This is a genomic window from Bacillus sp. NTK034, assembly GCF_017303275.1.
GTDB lineage: Bacteria > Bacillota > Bacilli > Bacillales > Cytobacillaceae > Cytobacillus.
The window spans coordinates 752,362-777,845 of the sequence record NZ_JAFKOJ010000002.1 but is presented as its reverse complement, the minus strand read 5'-3'; the positions used below and the strand labels follow the sequence as shown (position 1 = coordinate 777,845).

General features: G+C 40.8%; 23 protein-coding genes. 19 read left to right on the top strand and 4 right to left on the bottom strand.

Annotated elements, in window-relative coordinates; translation table 11 throughout:
* Positions 1–6: 6 nt before the first annotated feature.
* Complete coding sequence (gene hisJ / locus JI665_RS10140) at positions 7–801, bottom strand: histidinol-phosphatase HisJ (protein WP_206839134.1); 795 nt, start codon at positions 799–801, stop codon at positions 7–9.
* Positions 802–1,166: 365 nt separating this feature from the next.
* Here hisJ and ezrA point away from each other — a divergent pair, with 365 nt between their 5' ends.
* Positions 1,167–2,855, top strand: coding sequence for a septation ring formation regulator EzrA (gene ezrA, locus JI665_RS10135; RefSeq protein WP_206839132.1), 1,689 nt, complete (start codon positions 1,167–1,169; stop codon positions 2,853–2,855).
* A 144-nt stretch (positions 2,856–2,999) separates the two neighbouring features.
* On the opposite strand, the gene brnQ is transcribed toward ezrA, so the two are convergent.
* Positions 3,000–4,343 (bottom strand): branched-chain amino acid transport system II carrier protein, encoded by a 1,344-nt coding sequence (gene brnQ, locus JI665_RS10130; protein WP_206839130.1) that lies wholly within the window; start codon positions 4,341–4,343, stop codon positions 3,000–3,002.
* A gap of 333 nt (positions 4,344–4,676) precedes the next feature.
* On the opposite strand from brnQ, the gene JI665_RS10125 reads away from it, so the two are divergent.
* From JI665_RS10125 to rarD, 6 genes are all read left to right on the top strand, one after another.
* The gene (locus tag JI665_RS10125) at positions 4,677–5,822 is read left to right on the top strand and encodes a cysteine desulfurase family protein (protein ID WP_206839129.1); all 1,146 of its coding nucleotides are present in this window, start codon (positions 4,677–4,679) and stop codon (positions 5,820–5,822) included.
* Positions 5,819–7,027, top strand: coding sequence for a tRNA uracil 4-sulfurtransferase ThiI (gene thiI, locus JI665_RS10120; protein WP_211202485.1), 1,209 nt, complete (start codon positions 5,819–5,821; stop codon positions 7,025–7,027). The genes JI665_RS10125 and thiI overlap by 4 nt, the downstream gene beginning before the upstream one ends.
* Before the next feature lie 120 nt (positions 7,028–7,147).
* The gene (locus JI665_RS10115) at positions 7,148–7,351 is read left to right on the top strand and encodes an alpha/beta-type small acid-soluble spore protein (RefSeq protein ID WP_035330326.1); all 204 of its coding nucleotides are present in this window, start codon (positions 7,148–7,150) and stop codon (positions 7,349–7,351) included.
* Positions 7,352–7,525: 174 nt separating this feature from the next.
* Positions 7,526–9,115, top strand: a complete 1,590-nt coding sequence (gene mbcS, locus JI665_RS10110) for an acyl-CoA synthetase MbcS (RefSeq protein WP_206839127.1) — start codon at positions 7,526–7,528, stop codon at positions 9,113–9,115.
* A gap of 91 nt (positions 9,116–9,206) precedes the next feature.
* Positions 9,207–10,802, top strand: coding sequence for an amidohydrolase (locus tag JI665_RS10105; RefSeq protein ID WP_206839125.1), 1,596 nt, complete (start codon positions 9,207–9,209; stop codon positions 10,800–10,802).
* Between the two features lie 146 nt (positions 10,803–10,948).
* Complete coding sequence (rarD, locus tag JI665_RS10100; RefSeq protein ID WP_206839123.1) at positions 10,949–11,881, top strand: EamA family transporter RarD; 933 nt, start codon at positions 10,949–10,951, stop codon at positions 11,879–11,881.
* A gap of 37 nt (positions 11,882–11,918) precedes the next feature.
* Here rarD and JI665_RS10095 read toward each other — a convergent pair whose 3' ends face one another.
* A complete protein-coding gene (locus JI665_RS10095) occupies positions 11,919–12,719 on the bottom strand; it encodes an NAD kinase (protein ID WP_206839121.1) in 801 nt (266 codons plus the stop codon).
* 254 nt (positions 12,720–12,973) lie between these two features.
* Between JI665_RS10095 and sppA the strand changes: the two genes are divergently transcribed.
* The 9 genes from sppA to JI665_RS10050 all read left to right on the top strand — a co-directional run bounded on the left by sppA (position 12,974) and on the right by JI665_RS10050 (position 20,601).
* Positions 12,974–13,984, top strand: a complete 1,011-nt coding sequence (sppA, locus tag JI665_RS10090) for a signal peptide peptidase SppA (RefSeq protein WP_206839119.1) — start codon at positions 12,974–12,976, stop codon at positions 13,982–13,984.
* Between the two features lie 15 nt (positions 13,985–13,999).
* Positions 14,000–14,587: an RDD family protein gene (locus tag JI665_RS10085; RefSeq protein WP_206839118.1), complete on the top strand. Its 588-nt coding sequence runs from the start codon at positions 14,000–14,002 to the stop codon at positions 14,585–14,587.
* Between the two features lie 83 nt (positions 14,588–14,670).
* Positions 14,671–15,366: a DUF2953 domain-containing protein gene (locus JI665_RS10080; RefSeq protein WP_206839117.1), complete on the top strand. Its 696-nt coding sequence runs from the start codon at positions 14,671–14,673 to the stop codon at positions 15,364–15,366.
* Between the two features lie 17 nt (positions 15,367–15,383).
* Positions 15,384–15,848 (top strand): GerW family sporulation protein, encoded by a 465-nt coding sequence (ytfJ, locus tag JI665_RS10075; protein WP_197208020.1) that lies wholly within the window; start codon positions 15,384–15,386, stop codon positions 15,846–15,848.
* 127 nt (positions 15,849–15,975) lie between these two features.
* Positions 15,976–16,476, top strand: a complete 501-nt coding sequence (gene tpx / locus JI665_RS10070; protein ID WP_206839116.1) for a thiol peroxidase — start codon at positions 15,976–15,978, stop codon at positions 16,474–16,476.
* A gap of 128 nt (positions 16,477–16,604) precedes the next feature.
* Complete coding sequence (locus tag JI665_RS10065; protein WP_206839115.1) at positions 16,605–17,588, top strand: class I SAM-dependent methyltransferase; 984 nt, start codon at positions 16,605–16,607, stop codon at positions 17,586–17,588.
* A gap of 291 nt (positions 17,589–17,879) precedes the next feature.
* A complete protein-coding gene (locus tag JI665_RS10060; RefSeq protein WP_206839114.1) occupies positions 17,880–19,067 on the top strand; it encodes an acetate kinase in 1,188 nt (395 codons plus the stop codon).
* Between the two features lie 140 nt (positions 19,068–19,207).
* Positions 19,208–20,047, top strand: a complete 840-nt coding sequence (locus tag JI665_RS10055; RefSeq protein ID WP_206839113.1) for an EcsC family protein — start codon at positions 19,208–19,210, stop codon at positions 20,045–20,047.
* 41 nt (positions 20,048–20,088) lie between these two features.
* The gene (locus tag JI665_RS10050) at positions 20,089–20,601 is read left to right on the top strand and encodes a MogA/MoaB family molybdenum cofactor biosynthesis protein (protein WP_206839110.1); all 513 of its coding nucleotides are present in this window, start codon (positions 20,089–20,091) and stop codon (positions 20,599–20,601) included.
* A gap of 129 nt (positions 20,602–20,730) precedes the next feature.
* On the opposite strand, the gene JI665_RS10045 is transcribed toward JI665_RS10050, so the two are convergent.
* On the bottom strand, positions 20,731–21,045 hold the full coding sequence (locus JI665_RS10045) for an ABC transporter C-terminal domain-containing protein (protein WP_206839108.1): 315 nt from the start codon (positions 21,043–21,045) through the stop codon (positions 20,731–20,733).
* A gap of 241 nt (positions 21,046–21,286) precedes the next feature.
* Here JI665_RS10045 and pbp4b point away from each other — a divergent pair, with 241 nt between their 5' ends.
* From pbp4b to argH, 3 genes are all read left to right on the top strand, one after another.
* Positions 21,287–22,678 carry a penicillin binding protein PBP4B gene (gene pbp4b, locus JI665_RS10040; RefSeq protein ID WP_206839107.1) on the top strand — a complete coding sequence of 464 codons (1,392 nt, stop codon included), beginning with the start codon at positions 21,287–21,289 and terminating at the stop codon, positions 22,676–22,678.
* Positions 22,679–22,866: 188 nt separating this feature from the next.
* Positions 22,867–24,075 (top strand): argininosuccinate synthase, encoded by a 1,209-nt coding sequence (locus JI665_RS10035; protein WP_206839105.1) that lies wholly within the window; start codon positions 22,867–22,869, stop codon positions 24,073–24,075.
* Positions 24,072–25,469 carry an argininosuccinate lyase gene (gene argH / locus JI665_RS10030; protein ID WP_206839103.1) on the top strand — a complete coding sequence of 466 codons (1,398 nt, stop codon included), beginning with the start codon at positions 24,072–24,074 and terminating at the stop codon, positions 25,467–25,469. Before JI665_RS10035 ends, argH begins: the two co-directional genes overlap by 4 nt.
* Positions 25,470–25,484 lie beyond the last annotated feature (15 nt).

Genomic DNA, 25,484 nt, shown 5'->3' with positions numbered 1-25,484 from the left:
AAGCATTTAAAGGTGTTTCATTCTATCAAGGCCCTGTCCCATTTCCTTTGCCTGATGAGAATCGGACCCATAAATCAGTGAAATGCCTTTTTGGGCCGCTGCTTCTGCTGCCCAATCGGGAGGATAGGACTCTTTGCATAACGGCTTGGAAAAACCGGCTCCGTTATAGTCGAGTTCATAGCCTTGTTTTTTTACCTCATCAAGTATCTGGTTTATTTCTTCTCTAAATTCCCGACCAGCGGGATATTTTTTTTGGAACTTTTTAACCAGGGTGATATGCCCAATCCTTCTTGGTTTGAATTGCCCCAAATCTGCTTTTATAGATAAAAGCAGGGTGCGGAAATAATTCATATAAACTGCTTCAATTGAACCGTATTCTTCAATCATCTTTGCAAAAACATCCGGACTGTAGTCCAGGCATTCGTAGCGGCCCCCCTGCTTTAGAAAGTGTACAGATAAAATAGAGTCATCCATATACTTCCCGTTCAAATCTAGAAATTTGCAGATGTCCTGTTCAAAGCCTTCAATGTAATCCACTTCAAGCCCGGCATTAATCCTGATTTTTCCTTGATAAGCAGCTTTCACTCTTGATATATCAGTAAAATACTTTTCAAGATGTTCCTTGCGCATCGCACTGTCACGAGCAGGTGCGGGATCCTCAAAGCCCTCAGGGAGCGGAGCATGTTCAGTAAATGAAATTTCCTTAAAACCCAGATTTATTGCTTTTTCAATATAATCTTCTAATGCGTCCTTTGTCCCGTGCGGACAATAGGGGGTGTGGATGTGTCCGTCTTTTAGCATATGGAGAGCTTCCTTTCTGCTGCTGTTTATAAATACAGTACTCAAGTCTCTTTTTAACATATCTCTTAAATAAAGAAGGAAATCTTTTATAAAAAGCGAATTGTTTGTATTTGAACAGCTCATATAGTTCAATAAAAAATACGGATGTTCCAGTTATTTTCCGAAAATAGCAATTTAGAAAAGATATAAAAGAAGAAATTCATAAAAATATGAAATAAATAGTCAAAAAATGTCGTTTACATGGTATCATAAAAGCATTGAAAATAACATGTGAAAATGAACAAACGCCTGCGGGCATTTGTTATTTCTTAAATAAAAACTTTACATATACATATTGGCTCGGGAACAGAACAGGGGGCTTTAAAATGGAATACATAATTGGAGTTATAGTCATTCTTTTATGCCTATATCTCACGGGGTATTTTTTAAAGAAAAAACATTATAAGGAAATTGACAGGCTGGAAACATGGAAGATGGACATAACGGACCGCCCTGTTCTAGATGAGATGTCAAGAGTTAAAAAGCTTAATATGACAGGGCAGACAGAAGAATTGTTCGAACGCTGGAGAAATGAGTGGGATGAGATCGTAACATCACAGCTTCCGGATGTGGAGGAATTGTTATTTGATGCAGAAGAGAGCATCGATAAATACCGCTTTAAGAATTCCCAGGAAATCCAGCAGAGAATAGAGAAGAGATTAACAGAGATTGAAGAAAGCATAAAAAATCTGCTGAGTGAATTGAATGAGCTGGTAGGCAGTGAAGAGAAAAATAGAGCGGAAATTGAAGAATTGAAAGAGATGTATCGCCAATGCAAAAAGTCTCTGCTTGCACATCGCCATACATTCGGTAAATCAGAAATGATTCTTGAAGAACAGCTGGATGAAGCATTGTCCAAATTTGAAGAATTTGATGAGAAAACGGAGAAAGGCAATTACCTTGAAGCTCGTGAAATCCTTCTTGTGATTAAAGCGCTTCTTGAGGATTCTCAGGCTAAAATGGAAGCTATTCCAAACCTTATGGTTGAGTGTCAATCCAAGATCCCTTCCCAGCTGGACGAGTTAAGGGACGGGTACAAGGAAATGCTGGATCAGGGCTATCTGCTTGATCACCTGCAAATAGACAAAGAAATTGAGAGACTTGAAGAACAAGTAACTGGATATGCCGGCTCTATTGATAAAGCGCAAATCGAGGAAGTTCAAAAAGGAGTCGAAGAGATTAAAGATAATATTGAACTTCTGTATGATCTGCTCGAAAAGGAAGTACATGCCAGACATTACTTAAGCCAGCAGGATGATGCAACTAGAAACATGCTTTATAATAATAAAGATATGAATAATCAGCTTAAGACAGAGATAACTGCTATCCGGCACAGCTATCATGTTCCAGACAAGGATCTGGAAATTCAAATCCACCTGGAGAAAAAAATAACCCAGCTCTTCAAAAAATTCGAAGTGCTGGAGCATAAAATTAATAGCGGGAGTACTCCCCATACTGTCTTGAGAGAAGAGCTTGCTGAAATCAAGGAACACATTGAGGAAATTTCAGATGAGCAGACAGCCTTTGCGGAAATGCTTCAGGCTTTAAGAAAAGATGAAATGTCTGCAAGGGAAAAAGTAAAAGAGTTAAGCAAAAAAGTGGCAGAAACGATAAGGCTTATCTCTAAAAACAATGTGCCTGGAGTTTCCCAGGAATATAAATATTTGATCCAGGATGCGAAAGAAAGCATAGATAATGTGCTGGCTAAACTCGATGAGAAACCATTGAATATTCCTGCGGTCCAGCAATATCTTGAAGTTGCAGTGCTTACTGTTGATAAGGCTGCTGATTCAGTGAGTGATATGATTGAGACGATCCTTTTAGCTGAGAAGGTCATTCAGTATGGAAATCGATACAGAAGCAGATATCCATCTATTGATAAAGGGTTAATGGAAGCAGAAGCTTCATTCAGAAGCTATGAATATAAAACAGCACTGGAGCAGGCTGCAGCTTCAATCGAAGAGGTCGAGCCGGGTGCGATCAAGAGAATAGAAGAAATGATAACTGAGCATTAAAAAACCAGATCCGATCGGATCTGGTTTTTTTGCTGTCTAATTAATAAAATATAACGATGTGAATAACTCTGCTGTAAAATTATCTTCATCCAGCTCCAGCGCCTAGCCCCTAAGGGCTGATCAAGGCGCTTCCGCCTTTGTTCTTTAATCATTTACAGCAATTGGCTTTTTAGCTTCACCGAAAGCCATTGCCAGGAAGTAACCTATTACAGCTCCTGCAATGGCAGGCACAATCCAGCCGATTCCTTCAGCAAAGAATGGCAGGAATTGCAGTAAGTCTGTGATGGCGGACACATCCATTCCAGCAGTTTTTAACCCATCCACAAAACTGATTAAACCTGTGGGAATTAAAGCCCCTATATATACCGCAGAGTATCCATTAAAGGCATTGTGCATAAAGGAAAGCAGAATCAGCACGATGGCCAGAGGATAAATAATGATTAAGATTGGCAATGAAAGTTGAATCAACTGAGTTAAACCAATATTTGCAACCACCATGCTGAACAGCGAAAGAATGATGACAATGGTTTTATAAGGTACTTTTGGGAGCAGTTTATGAAAGTACTGCGCACAAGCCGAAACGAGTCCGACAGACGTTGTAAGGCATGCTACCGTAATGGCCAGCCCAAGGATCAATGCTCCCGCATCTCCAAATAGATATTGAGAAGCAGCGGATAGGACAGCACCGCCATTATCAAGTTGACCTATAGCTTCCATACTTGATGCCCCAATATATGCAAGGGACAAGTATACTGCCGCAAGGCCAGCAGCTGCGATAAGTCCGGCAGTAATGCATATTTTCATAAGTGAATGTTTATTTGTTACACCCATGCCCTGTATTGAACCAATAACAATAATACCGAATACTAATGCTGCAATTGTATCCATAGTCAGGTAGCCTTCAATGAAGCCTTTAAAGAATGGCCCCTCTGCATATGCCCCCATCGGTGCTTTTAATTCGCCCATTGGAGTAATGATGCTTTTAATTACCAGAACAGCAAGGATTATAAGGAGTGCAGGCGTGAAAATATTGCCGATCCTGTCCACTAACTTCGATGGATTCAAAGAAAGCCATGCTGTAATGCAAAAAAAGACAATGGTATAAGCAAATAAAGTATAAGCGCTATTGGAAGCGGTTTCAGACAAGAACGGAGTAATCCCTATTTCAAAAGCAACGGTTCCGGTACGCGGGATTCCGAAAAATGGTCCGATGGCTAAGTACATAATAATCGTAAATATAATTCCATATAAAGGGTGTACACGGCTTGCAATCGTCTGTAAATCGCCATTTTTGGCAATAGCAATAATGCCTAATAGCGGTAATCCAACCCCTGTAATTAAAAATCCGATAATAGCAGTCCATACATTCGTGCCGGCTGATTGTCCCAGGAATGGAGGGAAAATCATATTGCCTGCCCCAAAGAATAGAGCAAATAACATGAGTCCGACGGCGAGAATTTGTTTTGATGATAATGTTTTATTCTCCATATATATCCTCCTGAAAATGGTTCCATATCTTAATGTTTAGAACATTTTTCATATTAGCACAGGTGCTAAAAAAAATGTCGAAAAAATACGAAGTCTTAATATTTAGTATTTTATAATAACAAACCAGATCTGTCCTTTATTCAAAGAGCAATATTATCAGCTTTCCACGGGGGCTGCAAATCATTCATTTGGTTAAACTGTACTAACTTGAATATTTTAATAGTAAAGAGATGTATAGCTGCTGCAAAAGCTTCAATTACATTTCCAATTTTACGTGGTTATGATATGATTTAAAGTTGGCTAAAGGATTTTCGGAACGGAAAGGAGAAGTCCGTGATTTATTTAGATAACAGTGCAACGACAAAACCATATAAAGAGGTGCTTGAATCTTTTATAAAGGTTTCTTCTGAATACTTTGGGAATCCGTCTTCCCTGCACGAATTCGGAGGAAAGGCAGAGAGGCTGCTAATACAGGCACGTGAGCAAATTGCACAACTGCTGAATGTAAAACATAATGAGGTGTATTTTACATCAGGAGGGACAGAGAGCAATAATCTTGCAATAAAAGGAACGGCTTTAATGCATAGGAAAAGAGGCCGCCATATTATCACAACTGGATTGGAACATGCTTCAGTGAAAGAAGCGATACAGCAGCTGAAGGAATTGGGCTACCGAATTTCCATCATTTCACCGGATAAAAACGGTATTATCCATGCTGAAGACATTGAAAAGGAAATTACACAGGAAACTATTTTAGTCTCTGTCATGCATGTAAATAATGAAATTGGTTCCATTCAGCCAATAAAAGAAATTGGAGAGATGCTGAAGAAGCATTCGCGAGTGATATTCCATGTAGATAACGTTCAGGGAATCGGAAAGGTTCCTCTTGATCTTTATCAAGCCAGCGTAGATCTGTGTACGATTTCAGCTCATAAATTCCACGGTTTAAAAGGAAATGGGGTTTTGTTCATTCGTGATGGTCTACGTCTTTCACCGTTATTATCCGGTGGCAATCAGGAATGGAAAATGAGAAGCGGCACAGAAAATGTAGCTGGCATTGTAGCAATGGCAAAGGCGCTAAGGCTTACACTAAATAATATGGAAAGGCATTTAAGCCCCCTTATATCTATTAAAAGCTATATTATTGAGGAAATGAATAAAATCGAGGATATTACAGTCCATACCCCGGAAAGAAACTCTGCCCCTCATATTGTGAATTTTTCCATAGAAGGATTCAAAGCAGAGGTATTTGTCCACGCTTTAGAAGAGCACGGGATTTATATATCAACTACAAGTGCCTGCTCTTCAAAGAAAGCTGCTGCCAGCAGCACCCTGATGGCTATGGGAATCCCTGAAAAAGCCGCGAAAAGTGCAGTTCGGATCAGCTTATCATATGATAATACAATGGAAGAGGCAGAGATTTTTGCTGAGGCAGTAAAAGAGACCGTTATAAGGCTAAGAGAGGTTATGAAATCATGATAAATTATGATCGTATACTTATAAGATATGGAGAAATCTCTACAAAAGGAAGAAACCGCAATAAGTTTGTGGATAAATTAAGAAAAAGCATATTAGATGTGCTTAATGAATTTCCCAAGATCAAGATTGAATCTACAAGAGACCGAATGTATGTTGTCCTGAATGGTGCAGATGGCAGGGAGGTTTCTGATCGCCTCAAGGGAATCTTTGGCATTCAGTCTTTCAGCCCTGCTGTTAAAACCACTAAAGATATGGAAGAAATGAAGACAGCCGCATTGGCATTATTCTTAAAACATTTTGAAGAAGGAAAGACTTTCAAAATTACAGCTAAGAGAGCGGATAAAAGCTTTCCTTTAAATACTGACGAACTCAATCATGAATTTGGCGGACACTTGCTGAAGAATGTGCCGGGTCTAAAAGTGAACGTAAAAAAACCGGATATAAATCTGCAAATTGAAGTTCGCGAAGAGGCGGCTTACTTATCATGCGAAACCATTCAGGGTGCTGGCGGGCTTCCTGCAGGTTCGAGCGGAAAAGCCATGCTTATGCTCTCTGGGGGAATTGACAGCCCGGTAGCAGGTTATTTGTCCATGAAGAGGGGATTAGAAATTGAAGCTGTCCATTTTCACAGCCCGCCTTTCACAAGTGAGCGCGCAAAGCAAAAAGTAATTGATTTAACTGAAAAACTTTCTAATATTGCTGGAACCGTCGTACTCCATATTGTCCCGTTTACAGAGATTCAGCAGCTGATCCATCAGCAGGTACCGTCGAATTATACGATGACGGCTACAAGACGATTAATGCTCCGGATCACTGATGAAATACGCAATAAAAATGATGGTCTTGCCATCATCACTGGGGAAAGCCTTGGACAGGTAGCCAGCCAGACACTCGAGAGCATGTTTGCCATTAATGATGTTACAACCACACCTATTCTGCGGCCGCTTATCACAATGGATAAATCTGAAATCATCGAGATTGCCCAAAGCATCGATACCCACGATATATCCATCAGGCCATTCGAAGATTGCTGTACCGTTTTTGTTCCATCATCCCCAAAAACAAAACCAAAGCGCGACAAAGTCCGCCGCTTTGAAAGCTTTGTTGACTTCGAACCACTCATCGCAAAAGCAGTTGAGGATACCGAAAAGATGGTTATTAAACCTCAATCGAGCAATGAAGAGTCTTTTGGGGAGTTATTTTAATTTAAATGCAGGTTAATTGTTAAATTTCACTTCGAAAAATAATACAACAATTACCAATTAATTAGTGTATATGGCCATGTGATTCTACACATTCTATACTCACAAGGAGGTGAAAATCACATGGCAAACAACAACAGCTCAAACCAACTTCTAGTTCCTGGAGTACAACAAGCTCTTGACCAAATGAAGTACGAAATCGCTACTGAATTCGGTGTAAACCTTGGTGCTGAAACTACTTCTCGCGCTAACGGTTCTGTAGGTGGAGAAATCACTAAGCGTTTAGTTCAAATGGCTGAACAGCAATTAGGCGGTTTCCAAAGATAATTAAATAATATGGCTACAAGGAGCAGGAATCTTTCCTGCTCCTTATTTTTGCGCAAAAATTATTTTTCAAAAAATAAATAATTTTAAATTTTATAATAATTTAGTATAATAATTTCTATAGATTACTCATCCAGGATCAGACACCAGCAAATGAAATTGTCAGGGGGAGATTTGATGAAACGGGAAGACTTAATTGCACCGGAGAAATACAATCTCGTATCAGAAATGGAGCGGTTTGCCGGAGATAAGGACAAACTTGCAATAAAGTGGGAAAATGAGCAGGGAGAAAAGAAAGAGATTACATACAGTGAACTGATCCTTAATGCAAATAGAATTGGAAACGTTTTCTTTGAAAATGGTCTTAATAAAGGAGATGTTATTCTGATCATTGTTCCAAGACTGATTGAAGCATATCAGGTTTACATTGCATCATTGAAAGCAGGAATTGTCGTCATACCAAGTTCAGAAATGCTTCGATCGAAAGATTTGCAATATCGGATTAATCATGGGGATGTAAAAGGTATTGTGAGTTATTATCCATATGTTGATCAATTTAAAGATATTAAGGAAGCGGCAGCCCTGCCGAAGTTCGTGATAGGCGGAAACGCAGAAGGCTGGATCGGGCTGGATGAAGAAATGAAAAAGGCTTCTGATGAACTTTCGCTGGCTGATACTTCCCGGGATGACATGGCGTTCCTTTCATATACATCAGGAACAACAGGGAATCCTAAAGGTGTAGTACATACACATGGCTGGGCATTTGCTCACCTAAAAACAGCAGCACCGAACTGGCTATGCATTAATGAAGGCGATACAGTATGGGCAACGGCAGGTCCCGGCTGGCAAAAGTGGATCTGGAGCCCATTCCTTTCTGTTTTGGGTTCTGGTGCTACGGGAATTGTCTACAATGGAAAGTTCGAGCCGAAGAAATATTTGCAGCTGTTAGAGGATTATCAGGTAAATGTTCTTTGCTGTACGCCGACTGAATACAGGCTGATGGCAAAGGCTGAGAATATACATGAATACAAGCTGCCGGCTCTTCATAGTGCTGTTTCAGCCGGTGAACCGCTAAACCGCGAAGTGATTGATACATTCAAAAAGCATTTTAACGTAAATGTCCGTGACGGATATGGACAGACAGAAAATACCCTGCTTGTCGGCATTACGAAGGATATGGAGCTAAAAGCAGGTTCAATGGGCAAACCGACACCTGGCAATAGAGTTGATATTATCAATGAAGAAGGTGAGGTATGTGCTGTTGGTGAGGTAGGAGATATCGCTGTCCATGTCGAAACTCCTGCGCTCTTCAAAAATTATTATAAAGATCCGGAAAGAACAGCTATGCAATTCCGCGGAGATTACTATATTACAGGAGATAAAGCTAAGAAAGATGAAGATGGCTATTTCTGGTTTGAAGGCCGCGGTGATGATATTATTATCAGTTCAGGCTATACCATTGGACCTTTCGAGGTGGAAGATGCGCTTGTAAAGCATCCATATGTAGCGGAATGTGCAGTTGTGGGAAGTCCGGATGAAGTGCGAGGATTGATCGTTAAAGCATTCGTTGTATTAAGGGAAGGTGTAGATCAAAGCGACCCTAACCTTGTTTCCCAGCTGCAGGAACATGTAAAAGAGCTGACGGCTCCTTATAAATATCCTCGGAAAATTGAATTTCTATCAGAGCTTCCTAAAACTACTTCAGGAAAAATTATGCGTGTGGAGTTACGGAAAAAAGAAGCGGAAACTGCTTCAGCGCAAAACTGAATGCTATAAAAAATGCAGGCGGGAATTCCGCCTGTATTTTTGTTATACTATGGTAAATGTAAACTTTTAGATATTAAAGGAGAAAAGATTTATGGGAACGCTTTGGCATGGGGGCCCGATTTATACCCTTCAGCAGGAAGGTCATCAGATAGAGGCCGTTTTTACAGAAGGCTGCCGTATTATTGAAATTGGCGCCTTGAGCGATTTAAGAATCAAATATAAAGAAGAGATTCAAAAAGAGATAGACCTGCAGGGAAGCACCATGCTGCCGGGATTTGTGGATAGCCATATGCATCTAATTGGGCATGGTGAAAGGCTAATAAGGCTCGACTTATCTACGCACACATCAAAGCAGGAAGTTCTTATGGCTGTAAAGGAATTTTCAGAGACCATTGAAGAGGGAGAGTGGGTCATTGGGGAAGGCTGGAATGAAAATCTGTGGGATCAGCCGGAACCTATCTATGCTTCAGAGCTTGATCAATTTGTTCCGAATCATCCTGTCATGCTGAAACGTGTGTGCAGACATGCCCTTGCAGTGAACTCCCTTGGATTAGAAAAAGCAAATATTACTGAAGATACTGAATGTCCTCCAGGAGGTGTAATCGATAAAGATGAATATGGGAAACTAAATGGTCTTTTGAAAGACCAGGCCCAGGAGCTTTTATTTAATGTGATGCCGGCTGTCTCAGAAAGCTATTTAAGGAAGGCGCTTCAAGCTGCCATTAAAGATGCCTATAAGCTTGGATTGACAGGAGGACATACTGAGGATCTCAATTATTATGGAGGATTCAGCCAAACTTACCATGCTTTCAGGCAGGTAATAGAGGAGGAAGGACTCCCCTTCCGTGCACATCTGCTGGTTCATCATGAAGTTGCGGATGAAATGAAGGAAGCAGGCGGCGGATTTTTAGAGGGAAGTAACCATATAGAATTTGGGGCAATGAAGATATTCGCCGATGGAGCCCTTGGAGGAAGAACAGCTTTATTAAGCCATCCTTATGCAGATGACCCATCCACTTCAGGAGTTGCCATTTTTTCACAGGAGCAGCTTGATGGATTAGTGGAGAAAGCCCGCAAGCATGAAATGCCGGTTGCCGTCCATACGATTGGGGATTTGGCATTTGAAATGGCATTAAATGCGATAGAAAAGCACCCATTGGAAGGCTTGGGACGAGACAGGCTGATTCATGCCCAAATATTGCGCAAAGAACTTATAGACAGGGCTAAAAAACTGCCATTAATCCTTGATATCCAGCCAAGATTTACAGCATCTGATTTTCCATGGGTGATTGACCGCATTGGTGAAGAACATATGGAGTACTGTTACGCCTGGAAGACACTTCTGAAAGAAGGGATACATTGTGCAGGAGGTTCTGATGCACCGATTGAGCCGGTCAATCCATTTCTTGGTATTCATGCGGCCGTTACAAGGACAAATATAGATGATCCGCACAATACAGTCTATTATCCAAGTGAAGCGTTAACTGTTTATGAAGCAGTATGCTTATTCACAAAAGGCAGTGCATATGCTGCATCCCATGAAAATGATAGAGGTGTAATAAAAGAAGGATATCTTGCAGATTTCACCATATTAAATAAAGATATTTTTAATATGCCCATAGGGCAAATGGCCGCAATTTCAGTAAACAAAACCGTTATTGACGGAAAAATAGTATACGAAGCATAAGTAGAAGTGCCAGGCACCTATACCAGTTTGCCCAATTGGTATAGGTACCTGGCACTCGTTTTGGCAGGAAAAAATGATTGCAAACATTTTTATGTCAGATTTATAATATAAATATTTCGATACTAGAAAGAATTGAGGAAATGGCAATGAAAAATAATGAAGTGCAAACTGGAGCTCTATACGCAGGGTTTGCTTACTTTTTATGGGGCATTCTCCCTGTTTATTGGAAGTTTTTGGATCACGTCAAAGCGGATGAGATTTTGGCAAACAGGATTTTTTGGTCGTTTTTCTTTATGCTGGTGATTTTGCTGGCTTCAAAGAAATGGAATGCTTTTGCTGAAACGCTAAAAGGTTTTAAAAGAAATAGAAAACAGCTTTACGCTCTTGTAATAGCTTCCCTTTTGATCAGCACCAACTGGTTTTTGTATATTTGGGCGGTCAATACCAATCAGATGATTGAGGCTAGTCTTGGCTATTATATTAATCCTCTCGTAAGTGTGATTCTGGGCATGGTGGTTTTTAAAGAGAAACTATCACCTGCGCAATATATCTCTTTCGGATTTGCATTTGCAGGGGTTATGATTTTGACTGTCAGCTATGGGCGCTTTCCCTGGATAGCCATTGTGCTCGCTTTATCCTTTGGCCTTTATGGGCTAGCCAAAAAGCTTATAAAGGTAGATTCAGCAGTTGGTTTAACGCTTGAGACACTTGTAGTGACTCCGATCGCATTTATTTATATGATTATGCTTTTCATGGATGGCAAACAGGCATTCCTGCATGTTTCGCTAAGCTCCGACTTGCTCCTTATAGGGGCAGGCGCAGCCACAGCAATACCGCTATTGTACTTTGCCAAAGGGGCACAAAAGATACCGATGTCCATGCTTGGTTTTCTGCAGTATATTGCGCCGACCATTACGCTGATTCTGGGGATCTTCGTTTATCATGAGCACTTTACTAAACTTCACTTACTTTCCTTTATGTTTATTTGGCTGGCCTTAACGATTTACTCTGTTTCAAGGACAAAACTCTTTGTCCATTGGGAAACAAAACTAAAGCGCGGAAAAGGTATTGGCATATAGAAAAAAGAGTTTCGCACCTTCATGCGAAACTCTTTTTTTATAAGAATGTTCTCTTAACCTTTTCCCAGTAGGAATTGTCTTTCAGTTTTACGGTTTTAATGATTTTGTCGCTGAGTTTAACATCAATCTTTTCTACATGCTGAATGCTTAGGGCTTCGTTGTCCATTCCCATTGTAGGATGGTCGTTGCCATCTTGAACCACTTTGAGGGTCAGCTTTCTGTTTCCGCTCAGGATAAAGGAAGATCCGAGAGTGCGATAGCGATTATTATTAAGTGAAGCGAGTTCGCTCACCTGCATGCAAGGAAGCAGCGGGTCAACAACAGCTCCATTTACAGACTTATTATAGGCTGTGCTTCCGGTTGGGGTGGCAACAATCATTCCGTCCCCGCGGAACGTTTCAAAATGAAAATCATCGATAAAGACATCGATTACAAAGGTTTTAATTATGGCGGAACGGATACTGAATTCATTTAAGCACTGAAACGATGTCTGGTCATCAACCGTAACATCAATAGTGGGATAGCGTCTTACTTCTACCTGCTCATTTGTCATTGCCTCTACCATCTTGGCTGTATCATCGAGATGGAAATCACAGTACAGGCTCAGGCTTCCCGTCGTTGAAATACCGGCATACAAACAATCATCTCTATAGCCAGTTTTGCGGACAGCCTGCAAAAACGTTCCGTCTCCCCCGATGCTTACAATGATATTGGCTTGTTTGAAGTCATTAACAATTGTAAAGGCATGCTCTTCAGCAAGGCTATAAAGCGGTGCTACTTTTTCCATCGTTTCTTCATCTTTTTTGTGATAAAAGTATATATTGCGTCTTTCAGGCATATTCATTCCTCCAAACAGTAATAAAGGTTGTGGAATTTCAGGGGGAAAATGTCCTTGATAATTTTCTTTCCCAAATAATTCATATTTTGCTATGATTATGGTTGCCTGAGTTCAGTTTACCTTTTTTTGAAACATTTTAAAAGTTTATACGTATGTAGAATATGTGACAAATAGGTTTTCTGGGAATCATAAACAGTCAAATAATGGGGCTGGTTATGTTAAAGGAGAAAGCAAATTCAAAGGAGGATTTCACAATGAATGGAAAACGTTGGGCTGCACTTGGAATAGCAGCAGGTCTGTTTGTTTTTTCCGTTGTGCTGAACTTTGTAACTGCATTTGCATTTACAGATTTTGAAAGCTCGGTAAATGAACTGTTTGCAGGAAGCAATGAAGCATTTTTGGAAGAAATCATTGAAGAGGGAAATGCACAGAAAAAGATAGCTGTGCTTGATGTAAATGGTGTGATTCAGGATACTGGAGATGCAGCTTCTTTATTTTCAAGCCCGGGATATAATCACAAAGGATTCATGGATAACCTTGAATATGTAAAAGAAGACAGCACAGTAAAGGCGATTGTCATAAAGGTTAATTCTCCAGGCGGAGGGGTAGTGGAAAGCGCCGAAATACATGATAAGATTATTGAAATTCAAAAAGAAACAAAGAAGCCGGTATACATATCAATGGGATCAATGGCTGCATCAGGAGGCTATTATATATCCGCTCCGGCTGACAAGATTTTTGCGAGCCCTGAGACATTGACCGGTTCACTGGGGGTTATCATGCAGGGCTATAATTATGCTGGGCTTGCTGAAAAATATGGTGTCGAGTTTGTAACGATTAAGAGCGGGCCGTATAAAGATATCATGAGCCCAACCAGGGATATGACAGATGAGGAAAGAAAAATCCTTCAATCCATGATTGATAATTCATATGCAGGGTTTGTTAAAGTGATCTCGGAAGGCCGAGGACTAACTGAGGCACAGGTGAAGGAAATTGCCGATGGCCGTATTTATGACGGACGGCAGGCGAAAGAACTGAATCTGATCGACGGTTTTGGCTATGACGATGATGTAATTGAACAATTAAAGAAAGACCACAAACTAAATGGTGCCCAGGTTGTAAAGTACACTGAGAATTTTGGGTTCGGCTCCATGTTCAGTATGGGAGCGCGAAAAATCATGGGTGATGACCTGGAAATGGCGGGCGTGATGAAATTGTTATCTCAGCCAAACTCACCGCGTTTAATGTATCTTTATGCTGAATAGGGAGGGGGAGAGAAGATGACCTCAAATGATCAGAATGAAAAAGAGCTTGCCCGTCCAGATTCAATACAGGATGAGGGCAGGAATAACTCATCCTTTGATGAAGCAGATCCTGCTGTAAACGAAACAATCATACAAGCAGAAACCCTCCCCATTCAAAAAGCTGCAGAACCGATGAGGTTTGCCGGGTTTTGGATGAGATTTTGGGCTTATCTTTTAGATTTAGTTGTAGTTGGCAGTGTTGACCGGATATTGATTAACCCAATTTTTAGGGCGCTGGATATTCCTCTGCATGAAAGCAATTTGTTTGCACCGATTTCCATAGCTACTGCCCTTACGTTTTATGCCTATTTTGTGCTGATGACAAAGTTTTTTGGCCAGACACTCGGTAAAATGGTATTTGGTTTAAAGGTAGTAAATCTTAAAGGAAAGAAACTGACATGGAGCACAATTTTGTTCCGTGAATGGATCGGCCGCTTTATATCAGCGACCATTTTTGTCGGGTATGTAATTGTAGCATTCCTGCCAAAGAAACAGGGACTGCATGATCTTTTTGCGGATACCTCTGTAGTTCATGAAAGGCAAAGGGAACAAGTCTATAATTGAGAAATGTCCGCCTGCCACCGCTTGGTGGCAGGTTTATTTTTTTTCAGTTGGGCATAATACAAAGCTGAAAGGGTGTGAAAAAAATGAAGTGGCTTCTGATTGCCGTAATTGCCCTCATACTTCTTTTAATTCTAATCATGGCAACAAAACTAAAGATATATTTTCATTTCTACCATGGAAATGACAATGACCATATGAAAATTCAATTCAAAGCCTGGTTCGGACTGATCAGGTACAAAATAGAAGTCCCTCTAATAAAAGTGGACGATAACTCGCCAACTCTTGTTGTTAAGGAAAAGACGGCTGCTGGACCACAGGAAAATGCTGCTGAAAAAGACACAAAGCAATATTCCGCAGATGATCTTATAAATAGCTTTCATGATACAAAAGCAATGATAAATCATATCGTGTCCCTTCACAAAATAATACGGAAATTTCTCAAGCGTGTGACCATCCGGAATCTTGAATGGCATACTTTTGCTGGCCTAGGGGATGCAGCCCATACGGGGATGCTTACTGGGGCCCTCTGGGCGATAAAAGGGAGCATTATTGGATTAATAAGTCATTATATGAAACTGAAAACGCCTCCCAGCATTACCGTCACTCCCCATTTCCAATTTTCCGTCTCTCAAACAGCCATTTCATGTATGATTCATTTTCGTGTCGGGCATGCTATGTTAGCAGGAATTAAACTGATCAAATATTGGAAGGGCGGACGGCCGGATTTCAGGACAAAGCCGCTTTCTGCCTTATCTGATGATGGTACTAAAACTGTCTAAAAGAGGAGGAGCAATGAATGTCTGACCATCCTATTCAAGGGCTTATGACAACTGCCATGGAAAACCTGAAAGAGATGATTGATGTTAACACTATAATTGGGGATCCAGTAGAAACCCCTGATGGCAGTGTAATATTAACGGTTTCAAAGGTTGGCTTTGGCTTTGCCGCAGGAGGAAGCGAGTTTATGCTTGATGGACAATCAGGCGAGGAAAAGGGCCACCCGTTTGGCGGAGGAAGCGGCGGCGGTGTCTCCATCACGCCAATTGCCTTTTTGATTGTCAATTCGCACGGGGTGAAAATGGTTCATCTTGATGAAAGCACTCATTTATATGAGAAAATTCTTGACCTTGCCCCACAGGCAGTCGATAAAATTCAGCAAATGTTCAATAAGAAAGACGGGGGAACCGGCAATCAGCAAAGCCAGCCTCAGGATCAAAACAATGATGAGTACAGCGGCAAGAAACAAGACCTTGATATCTAAGAGAAGGAAGTTAACTTTCCCAGGGAGAGTTAACTTTTTTCTTGGAATGTATCCTTAATAATTGCAAAAAAGATTCTGAAAAGATATGATTTACACTGTACATAAGTGATTAAGGAGGACGATTTAAATGGCATCTATTACGTTCAAAGGAAATCCTGTAACATTGCTGGGCAATGAAGTAAAAGTTGGAGATAAAGCTCCTGAATTCAAGGTACTGGCAAATGACCTTTCTGAAGTAACTCTTGCTGATTCAAAAGGGCAGGTGCGTCTAATCAGCGTAGTTCCTTCTATTGACACGGGAGTTTGTGATGCGCAGACACGCCGTTTTAACGAAGAAGCTTCCAAGCTTGACAATGTTAAGATTCTTACTGTAAGCGTGGATCTTCCATTTGCCCAAAAACGCTGGTGTGCAGCAGCAGGCATTGAAAATGTTCAAACCGTTTCTGATCACCGTAGCCTTTCTTTCGGAGAAGCATATGGGGTGGCCATCCAGGAACTTCGTTTATTGGCTCGTGCCGTTTTTGTTGTCGATTCAAATGACAACGTTACATATGCGGAATATGTAAGTGAAGCAACAGATCATCCAAACTATGAAGCAGCAGTGGAAGCTGCTAAGCAAGCGAAATAATTATACGAATATTAAAAGCTCCGGATTTGTTCCGGGGCTTTATTTTTTGCGTCCCTCAGCACCAAACTTGTGAATGAAACAAAAGGCCGTTAAAATAGGAAAAAGAATAAGGACGGGAGGAATAAGCTGTGAAAATAACTCCGGTTGAGGATTTATTTACCGTTTTAAACGAAACGGCTACGATTATGCAGGAAGAACTGCATTGTACATACCTTGAAGCTCTTGCAGAAACAGGAGAGAATCTATTTCATGAAAGTATTCTTCAGGATGAGCTTAGCGAATTAACAGTTAAAAGACTTAGGAAGAGTTATGAATCCATTGACTTAAGCAACTGCACAAAAGAAGAGATTAGAAAATCCTTCCAGCTTGCTATTTTAAAAGGAATGAAAGAGAACGTCCAGCCTAATCATCAAATGACTCCAGATGCAGTGGGCATGCTGATGGGGTATCTGGTCGAAAAATTCATTCAGGAAAAAGGTTTCCGCCTGCTGGATCCTGCCGTAGGAACAGGAAATTTATTGACAACTGTTATGAATCACCAAAAGGATAAAACGGTTGAGGCAACTGGGATTGAGATTGACGACTTATTAATTAAGCTTGCTTATATAAATGCCAATTTACAAGAGCATCCCATTCAATTTTTTAACCAGGATAGCCTTGAGCCCCTGTTTATAGAACCTGCTGATGCTGTAGTGAGTGACCTTCCTGTTGGCTACTATCCGAATGATGTCCGTTCAGCTGAGTATAAGCTAAAAGCTGATGAGGGACATTCCTATTCTCATCACTTATTTATTGAGCAGAGCATGAATCATGTGAAATCTGGAGGTTATTTATTTTTTATCATTCCAAATGGGCTGTTTGAAAGTGAGCAGGCACCAAAGCTTCATGAGTTCATTAAGGAAAATGCCTATATTCAAGGTTTGGTTCAGCTGCCGCTTACTATGTTCAAAAATGAAAAAGCAGCCAAAAGCATATTTATCCTTCAGAAAAAAGGGGATGGAGTCACTCCGCCTAAGCAGGCCCTCTTGGTCAACTTGCCCAGCTTATCCAAAACAGCAGAAGCTGAAAAAATACTCAAGAAAATTGATGTCTGGTTTAAAGAAAGCAAATAAGGATAAACGAAAAGAAGCCGAGCATTTTGCCGGCTTCTTTTTTAAATGTATTAATATGCGGAAGTATCAGAAAATATTTAATTTATCATGAAAACGATACCATTGCAAGGTGCTTCTTGAAATGTATTGCTTACAGTGTTTAAATGGAAAATTGAGAGATATTAATTGTGGCCGATGCACAAAATAAGGTTGTATTAATTTTTGTGTCGTATCACACTTTGTTATATAAAAGTATGGGTTTGGAGAGACAAGTCAGTCCCTTTGAACATCTTCTAAAGGAGCGGTAGCTTTATGGCAAAAATCATAGCAATCAATGCCGGCAGTTCTTCGTTAAAATTTCAATTATTTGACATGCCGAGTGAAGAAGTAATTACGAAAGGCTTAATCGAGCGTATTGGGCTGGATAACGCAGTCTTCAATATTTCTGTAAATGGCGAAAAAATTAAGGAAGTAACTGATATACCTGATCATTCAGTAGCGGTTAAAATCCTGCTTGATAAATTAACAAATCTTGGGATTATTAAATCTCTTGATGAAATCGAAGGCATTGGCCATCGTGTAGTACATGGCGGTGAGGCATTCAACGATTCTGTAGTCATTACGGATGAAGTGCTTGCGAAAATTGATGAACTTTCGGAACTTGCACCCCTTCATAACCCGGCTAATATTACGGGTATTAAGGCATTCCAGCAGGTTCTTCCGAATGTGCCTGCAGTGGCAGTATTTGATACAGCCTTCCATCAGACGATGCCTGAAAGCTCATTCCTATATAGCTTGCCATATGAGTATTATGAAAAATATGGCATCCGCAAGTATGGGTTCCATGGCACTTCACATAAATATGTATCAGAGCGTGCTGCAGAAATGCTTGGCCGTCCGCTTGAACAGCTTCGCCTCATCTCCTGCCATTTAGGGAATGGAGCAAGTATTACAGCCATTGAAGGCGGAAAGTCAATCGATACTTCCATGGGATTCACTCCGTTAGCGGGTGTTACAATGGGTACCCGTTCAGGGAACATTGACCCTGCACTTATTCCATTTATTATGGAAAAGACTGGAAAGAACGCAGATGAAGTTCTTGATGTTCTTAATAAAAAGAGCGGTATGCTTGGTGTTTCCGGATTCTCCAGTGATCTTCGCGACATTGAAGTTCAAGCGGTTGAAGGAAATGAAAGAGCAGAATTAGCTCTTGAAGTATTCGCAAACAGAATCCACAAATATATTGGATCCTATGCATCCCGCATGTATGGCGTAGATGCGATTATCTTCACTGCCGGAATCGGTGAAAACAGTGATGTTATCCGTGATCGTGTTCTTCAGGGGCTGGAATTCATGGGCGTATACTGGGATCCTGCATTAAATAAAGTGCGCGGTGAAGAAGCGTTCATTAATTACCCTCATTCACCAGTTAAAGTCATGATTATCCCAACAAATGAGGAAGTCATGATTGCACGTGATGTAGTGAGATTGGCTAAATAACATTCATAACAAGGCAAGGGCTTATCGCTCTTGTCTTTTTTGTTTTTATCGGGATTTATTGCCCATCAGGCGGAAGGAGAATTCATCATCTGACTTATGCTATACTGAGTCCAAGAAAAAATGTTTTGGGAGGAATTGCGATGCCATTGAACGAACGGGAAGAAAGTGTTTTGGCCGGTATTCAGGAGTGGGAAAACAAGCTGTTGAATTATGAGCCCAATGATTTGGAAATGGTTTATGATAAATCATTGGAAAGGTCTTTTTCACTATTGCCTGAAGAAGTTCAGCAGCAATTTTTTTCAGCAATGGATAGCTGGCTGTTTCATCTTCATGCGCTTATTCAAGGCTCACAGCTTCAAATGGATGCGAAGGAGCGCATTTTGACGGCAGGCCGTGTTTTTCATTCTGATATTGAGTCGATTGAAGACCTTAAGCAATTGAATATCGACCAGCTTCAATACATAGCTCAACAGCAGATTGCCCGGCATCGTCTTTATTCTTTTGCACAAGGCGGCATTGCCGGTTCAGGCAGCTCACTCATGCTGGGTACAGATATTCCTGCTATGGCGGTTATTAATCTTCGTGCTGTCCAGCTGATTGCTATGACATATGGCTTTGAGGTCAATACTCCATTCGAAATGATGAGTTCTCTTAAGGTTTTTCACGCAGCCACACTGCCGCCGCGCATGCAGGGCAGTGCTTGGGAAGAACTGAGGTACGAGCTGAAGAATCAGGAAGAATTCTATTTTTATGAAGGAAAAGAAGAATTGACTGATATAACCTGGATCGAGCAGCCAATGAAGCAGCTTTTTAAAGCAATGGCTATTTACTTTTTCCGCAGAAAGTCAGTACAGGGAATTCCTTTCATCAGCATGGCCATTGGAGCCGGGACGAATTATCAGCTAACAAGAAAAGTAACAGATTTCGCTCATAAATATTATCAAATGAGATATTTGCAAAGAAAAAACATTCAGCAGTAAACTTCCGGAATACTATGAATTATAAGCAAAGGTGATGCCAAATGAGTACATTCGAGCATAAAAAAGAAGCCCCAAAAGAAGTTAGATGCAAAGTGGTCACCGTAAGTGATACGAGAAATAAAGAAACAGATAAAAGCGGAAAGCTGATGATCCGGCTGCTGGAAGAGGCAGGACATGTCATAGCTGACTATGAAATCGTCAAAGATGAAGGAAATCTCATTCGTGAGGCCGTATTAAAAGGATGTGAAAACCCCAGCATTGATGCTGTCCTTACAAATGGAGGCACAGGAATTGCATTAAGGGACGTGACTATTGAAACGGTAAGAGAATTATTTGATAAAGAAATTGACGGATTCGGCGAATTGTTCAGGATGCTAAGCTACACGGAAGATATCGGGTCTGCGGCCATTCTTTCACGAGCTGCTGCAGGCACAGTGCAAAATAAAGCAGTTTTCTCAACACCAGGATCATCCGGGGCAGTTCGCCTTGCGATGAATAAGCTGATTCTGCCTGAACTCGGGCATATCGTCAGGGAACTAAGAAAAGATTTATAAAGGGCAAAAAACCTTTCCGCCGCGGAAAGGTTTTTTTAAAATGACAGGGAAGTATAATTTTTTACTTCGGGAACTGTCTAGCGCAAGCAGCCTGCTCCCTCGAGTTGTCGGGGCGCTTCCGCTTTTCTTTTATGAATGCATTTTCCCTGTAATATCCTGATTCGTTCGATACCATAGCCACAGATCATTTATGACTGATGCCAGTTCTGAAATTTCACTGTTGAGTCTGCATGATCTTTCGAAATTGCCCTCATCTGATAGCTCAGCCTGTTTCCTGTTTATTTCCGCTTCAAGCTCGGCAATGCGGTCAGGAATCCTGCCTCTTATTTTTTCCCATTGAAACAGGATCATCTGCTGTGTTTTTGGTGAATATTCATCCCAATCCCGGTCAAAGGCGGGTATGGGAATGCCAAGACGGCCATTATGTGAAAAATGCTCCTCCATTATGAATCCCCCAAACGATAATCTTGTTTTTATTTTACTATAAAGGTGTTTGCGGTGCATGAATGTTTTAGTATTCAACGTTTTTCTGCAGATACTACTATTGAACTAATGTAAAGATTTATGAACTTGGTCCACAAGTACTGATTTAATAGAAAGGGCTAAGGTATTGGTTTACAGATTTAATAGATATCGAATAACATATTGACTATTAGGAATATTAAAACAATTAAAGGGGGAGAATATGAAAAAGTTTATAACGCATTTAACAGTTTTAGGCCTAGTGCTGGGTTTGCTTTTGCCTTACCCCGTTGCAGCCCTGGGAGAAGAATTGGGCAGAACAGGAAGCAGCAGCTCAGAAGAGCAAGTATTTAAACATAAAAAACCATTAGAATATCCAATCTTGTCAAAAGCAAAGCGCCCCGAGGATGCAGGCTTTTCTTCCAAAAAGCTCAGAGAGGTTGATAAGCTGATCGAGGGAGAAATACAAAATGGTTTTCCAGGAGCAGCTTTAGTCGTAATTAAAGATGGCAAGATTGTTAAAAACTCCGCATATGGTTCAGCCAAAGTCTTTGATGAATCTGATCCGTTAAATCACCCGCAGAAAATGAAGACAAGAACCATGTTTGATTTAGCATCAAACACGAAAATGTATGCCGTTAACTTTTCACTGCAGCATCTTGTCAGTGAAGGAAAGATCAATCTTGAAGAAAAAATTCAGTATTATTTTCCCGAATTTAAAGATTCAGCGGAAGATGAAATAAAAGGGAAAGGTGAACTCCGGATAATCGACTTGCTCCACCATACTGCGGGATTTCCTTCAAGCATCCATTATCATAATCCTGAAAGGGCGGGAGAATTATATTCCCAGGAACGCACTAAAACGCTTTCCATGATTTTAAAAACTCCCCTTCAGTATGAACCTGGCACTAAACAGGTTTACAGTGACATTGACTATATGCTGCTGGGATTTATTATTGAAAAAATAACGGGAGTGCAGCTTGACGATTATACTGAGCATCATATCTATAAGCCCCTGGGGTTAAAGCATACTTTATTTAATCCGCTTCGCAAAGGATTCAAAGAAAAGGATTTCGCCGCAACTGAATTACACGGCAACACCAGGGATGGGGTCATTTCCTTCCCAAATATCCGGACCTATACTCTTCAGGGAGAGGTTCATGATGAGAAGTCCTTTTATTCAATGGATGGAATATCCGGGCATGCTGGCCTCTTTTCCACAACTTCAGATCTTGCTGTCCTGATGCAGGTAATGCTTAATGATGGGGGCTATGGAAATATAAAGTTATTTGATAAACAAACAATTGATAAATTTGTAGAACCTTATGATATGAATCCTACATATGGGTTAGGATGGCGCTTGAACGGAGATTCAAGTATGGAGTGGATGTTCAGCCAGTATGCTGGGAAAGAAGTATTTGGGCATACCGGCTGGACAGGAACGGTAACGGTGATAGACAGAGAAAATCATTTAGCTATCGCTCTCCTGACAAATAAAAAACATTCTCCTGTCATCGATCCAATAAAAGATCCGCATAAGTTTCAAGGTGACACATACAGCATCAGTCAATATGGGAGTGTAATTTCAGCGGTTTATGAAGCATTAAATCACTAAACTATTGCAGGCAAAAGCCAAAACGGGGCTTTTGCCTTTTTCTTTGGGGAAATTATATTTATTTTTATACATTTTTAAGAATAAGTATTGATTTTTAAAGAAAAGGTTGTTAAAGTAAGAGAATAATAAATGAATAAAAACATAATTTAGTTGTATATTTATACGTATAATCTAAGGAGGAAATATATATGTCTCAAAATAAAGTAGTTCTTGCATACTCAGGCGGTTTGGATACATCAGTTGCAGTTAAATGGCTGCAGGACCAAGGTTATGCAGTTGTTGCCTGCTGTCTTGACGTTGGTGAAGGAAAAGATCTCAACTTCATCCAGAAAAAAGCTTTAACTGTTGGTGCTGTCCAATCCTATGTAATTGATGCAAAAGAAGAATTTGCTAATGAATATGCATTAATAGCGCTGCAGGCACATGCTTTATACGAAAATAAGTATCCATTGATCTCTGCTCTTTCACGTCCGCTGATCGCCAAGAAGCTTGTTGAAGTAGCAGAAAAAGAAGGTGCTGTAGCCGTCGCACATGGATGTACCGGAAAAGGAAATGACCAGGTTCGTTTTGAAGTGGCAATCCAGGCTCTAAACCCTGATCTTCAGGTGTTAGCTCCAGTTCGTGAGTGGAGCTGGTCACGTGAGGAAGAAATTGAATATGCAAAACAAAATAATATCCCCATCCCAATTAATCTGGATTCTCCTTACAGCATTGATCAAAACTTATGGGGCAGAAGCAATGAGTGCGGAGTCCTGGAAGATCCATGGGCAGCTCCTCCGGAAGATGCATACGATCTTACTGTTTCTCTTGAAAAAGCTCCTGATACACCTGATACGGTTGAAATTGGTTTTGAAAAGGGTGTACCTGTCAGCTTGAATGGCAAAAGTATAAAGCTTTCCGAGCTTATTGCCGAACTGAATGAGATTGCTGGCAAGCATGGAGTTGGACGTATCGACCATGTGGAAAATCGACTGGTCGGAATCAAATCCCGTGAAGTTTACGAGTGTCCGGGAGCGATGACACTTCTTAAAGCACATAAAGAGCTTGAGGACTTAACTATGGTAAAAGAATTGGCCCACTTTAAACCGGTTATTGAGAAAAAAGTGGCTGAGCTTATATACGAAGGATTGTGGTTCTCTCAGCTTAACAATGCATTAACAGCTTTCCTGAAAGAGACTCAAACCTTTGTTACAGGAACAGTCAGAGTGAAGCTGTTTAAAGGCCATGCGATTGTTGAAGGAAGAAAATCTCCGTATTCACTGTACGATGAAAAGTTAGCAACCTATACTTCCGATGATGAATTTGATCATAATGCGGCAGTTGGCTTTATTAAGCTTTGGGGATTGCCGACAAAAGTGCAGAGCATTGTTCAAAACAGCAAGAAGGTGACAGTGTGAAAAAGTTATGGGGAGGCAGATTCACAAAATCTGCTGAAGAATGGGTAGATGAATTCGGAGCGTCGATTTCATTTGACCAGGAATTGGTTATGGAAGATATCGAAGGGAGCATGGCCCACGTTGCCATGCTTTCTAAAACAGGAATCATCACTGAGAACGAAGCTCAAAAAATCAAAACAGGCCTTCAGCAGCTAAAAGAGGAAGCTGCCAAGGATGAACTGGCTTACTCAGTAAAACTTGAAGATATTCATTTAAATCTTGAGAGTCATTTGACCGAACTGACCGGGCCTGTCGGCGGTAAACTTCATACCGCAAGAAGCCGAAATGACCAGGTGGCAACAGACATGCACTTATATCTGCGCAAGCAGGTGGAGCAGATTGTTGAATTGATTCAGGAAATGCAGGAAGAGTTAATCATCCAGGCTGAAAATAATGTGGAAACCATAATGCCGGGCTATACGCATCTGCAGCGGGCACAGCCGATCTCTTTCGGTCATCACCTAATGGCTTATTTCTGGATGCTTGAGAGAGACAAAGAGCGACTTTCTGAAAGCTTAAAAAGAATCAATCTATCTCCGCTTGGAGCAGGGGCACTGGCTGGAACCACTTTCCCAATCGACCGTGTGTATACCGCGGAACTTCTTGGATTTGAAGGCATCTATGAAAACAGCCTGGATGCAGTAAGTGACAGAGACTTTATTCTTGAGTTTTTATCCTCAAGCTCTATCCTGATGATGCATCTGTCACGTTTAAGTGAAGAATTCATCCTTTGGTCAAGCCAGGAGTTTCAATTCATTGAACTGGATGACAGCTTTGCAACAGGCAGCAGCATTATGCCCCAAAAGAAGAATCCGGATATGGCGGAACTTATCCGCGGTAAAACGGGACGTGTATACGGTAACCTTATGGGGCTGCTGACAGTACTGAAGGGTCTGCCGCTAGCCTATAATAAAGATATGCAGGAAGATAAGGAAGGGATGTTTGATACTGTAAAGACAGTCACAGGTTCACTGAAAATCTTTGCAGGAATGATCCGGACCATGAAGGTTAAAACAGATCAGATGGTAAAAGCGACTAAAAATGATTTTTCCAATGCTACTGAATTGGCGGATTATCTATCTGATAAAGGCATTCCATTCAGAGAAGCGCATGAGATTGTCGGGAAACTGGTCCTTGTCTGTGTACAAAAGGGATGCTTCCTTGGGGATTTACCGCTTGAAGATTTCAAGAATGCCCATTCATTGTTTGAAGAAGATATTTATGAAGTACTGGATCCTTATACAGCTGTCAAAAGAAGAAATAGTGCAGGCGGAACAGGATTTAAACAAGTAAGCATCGCGATTGAAAAAGCGAAGGAATCTCTTGGCATTAAAGAGTATGTTAATAAAGAATAGAAAAATGGCGCTGCC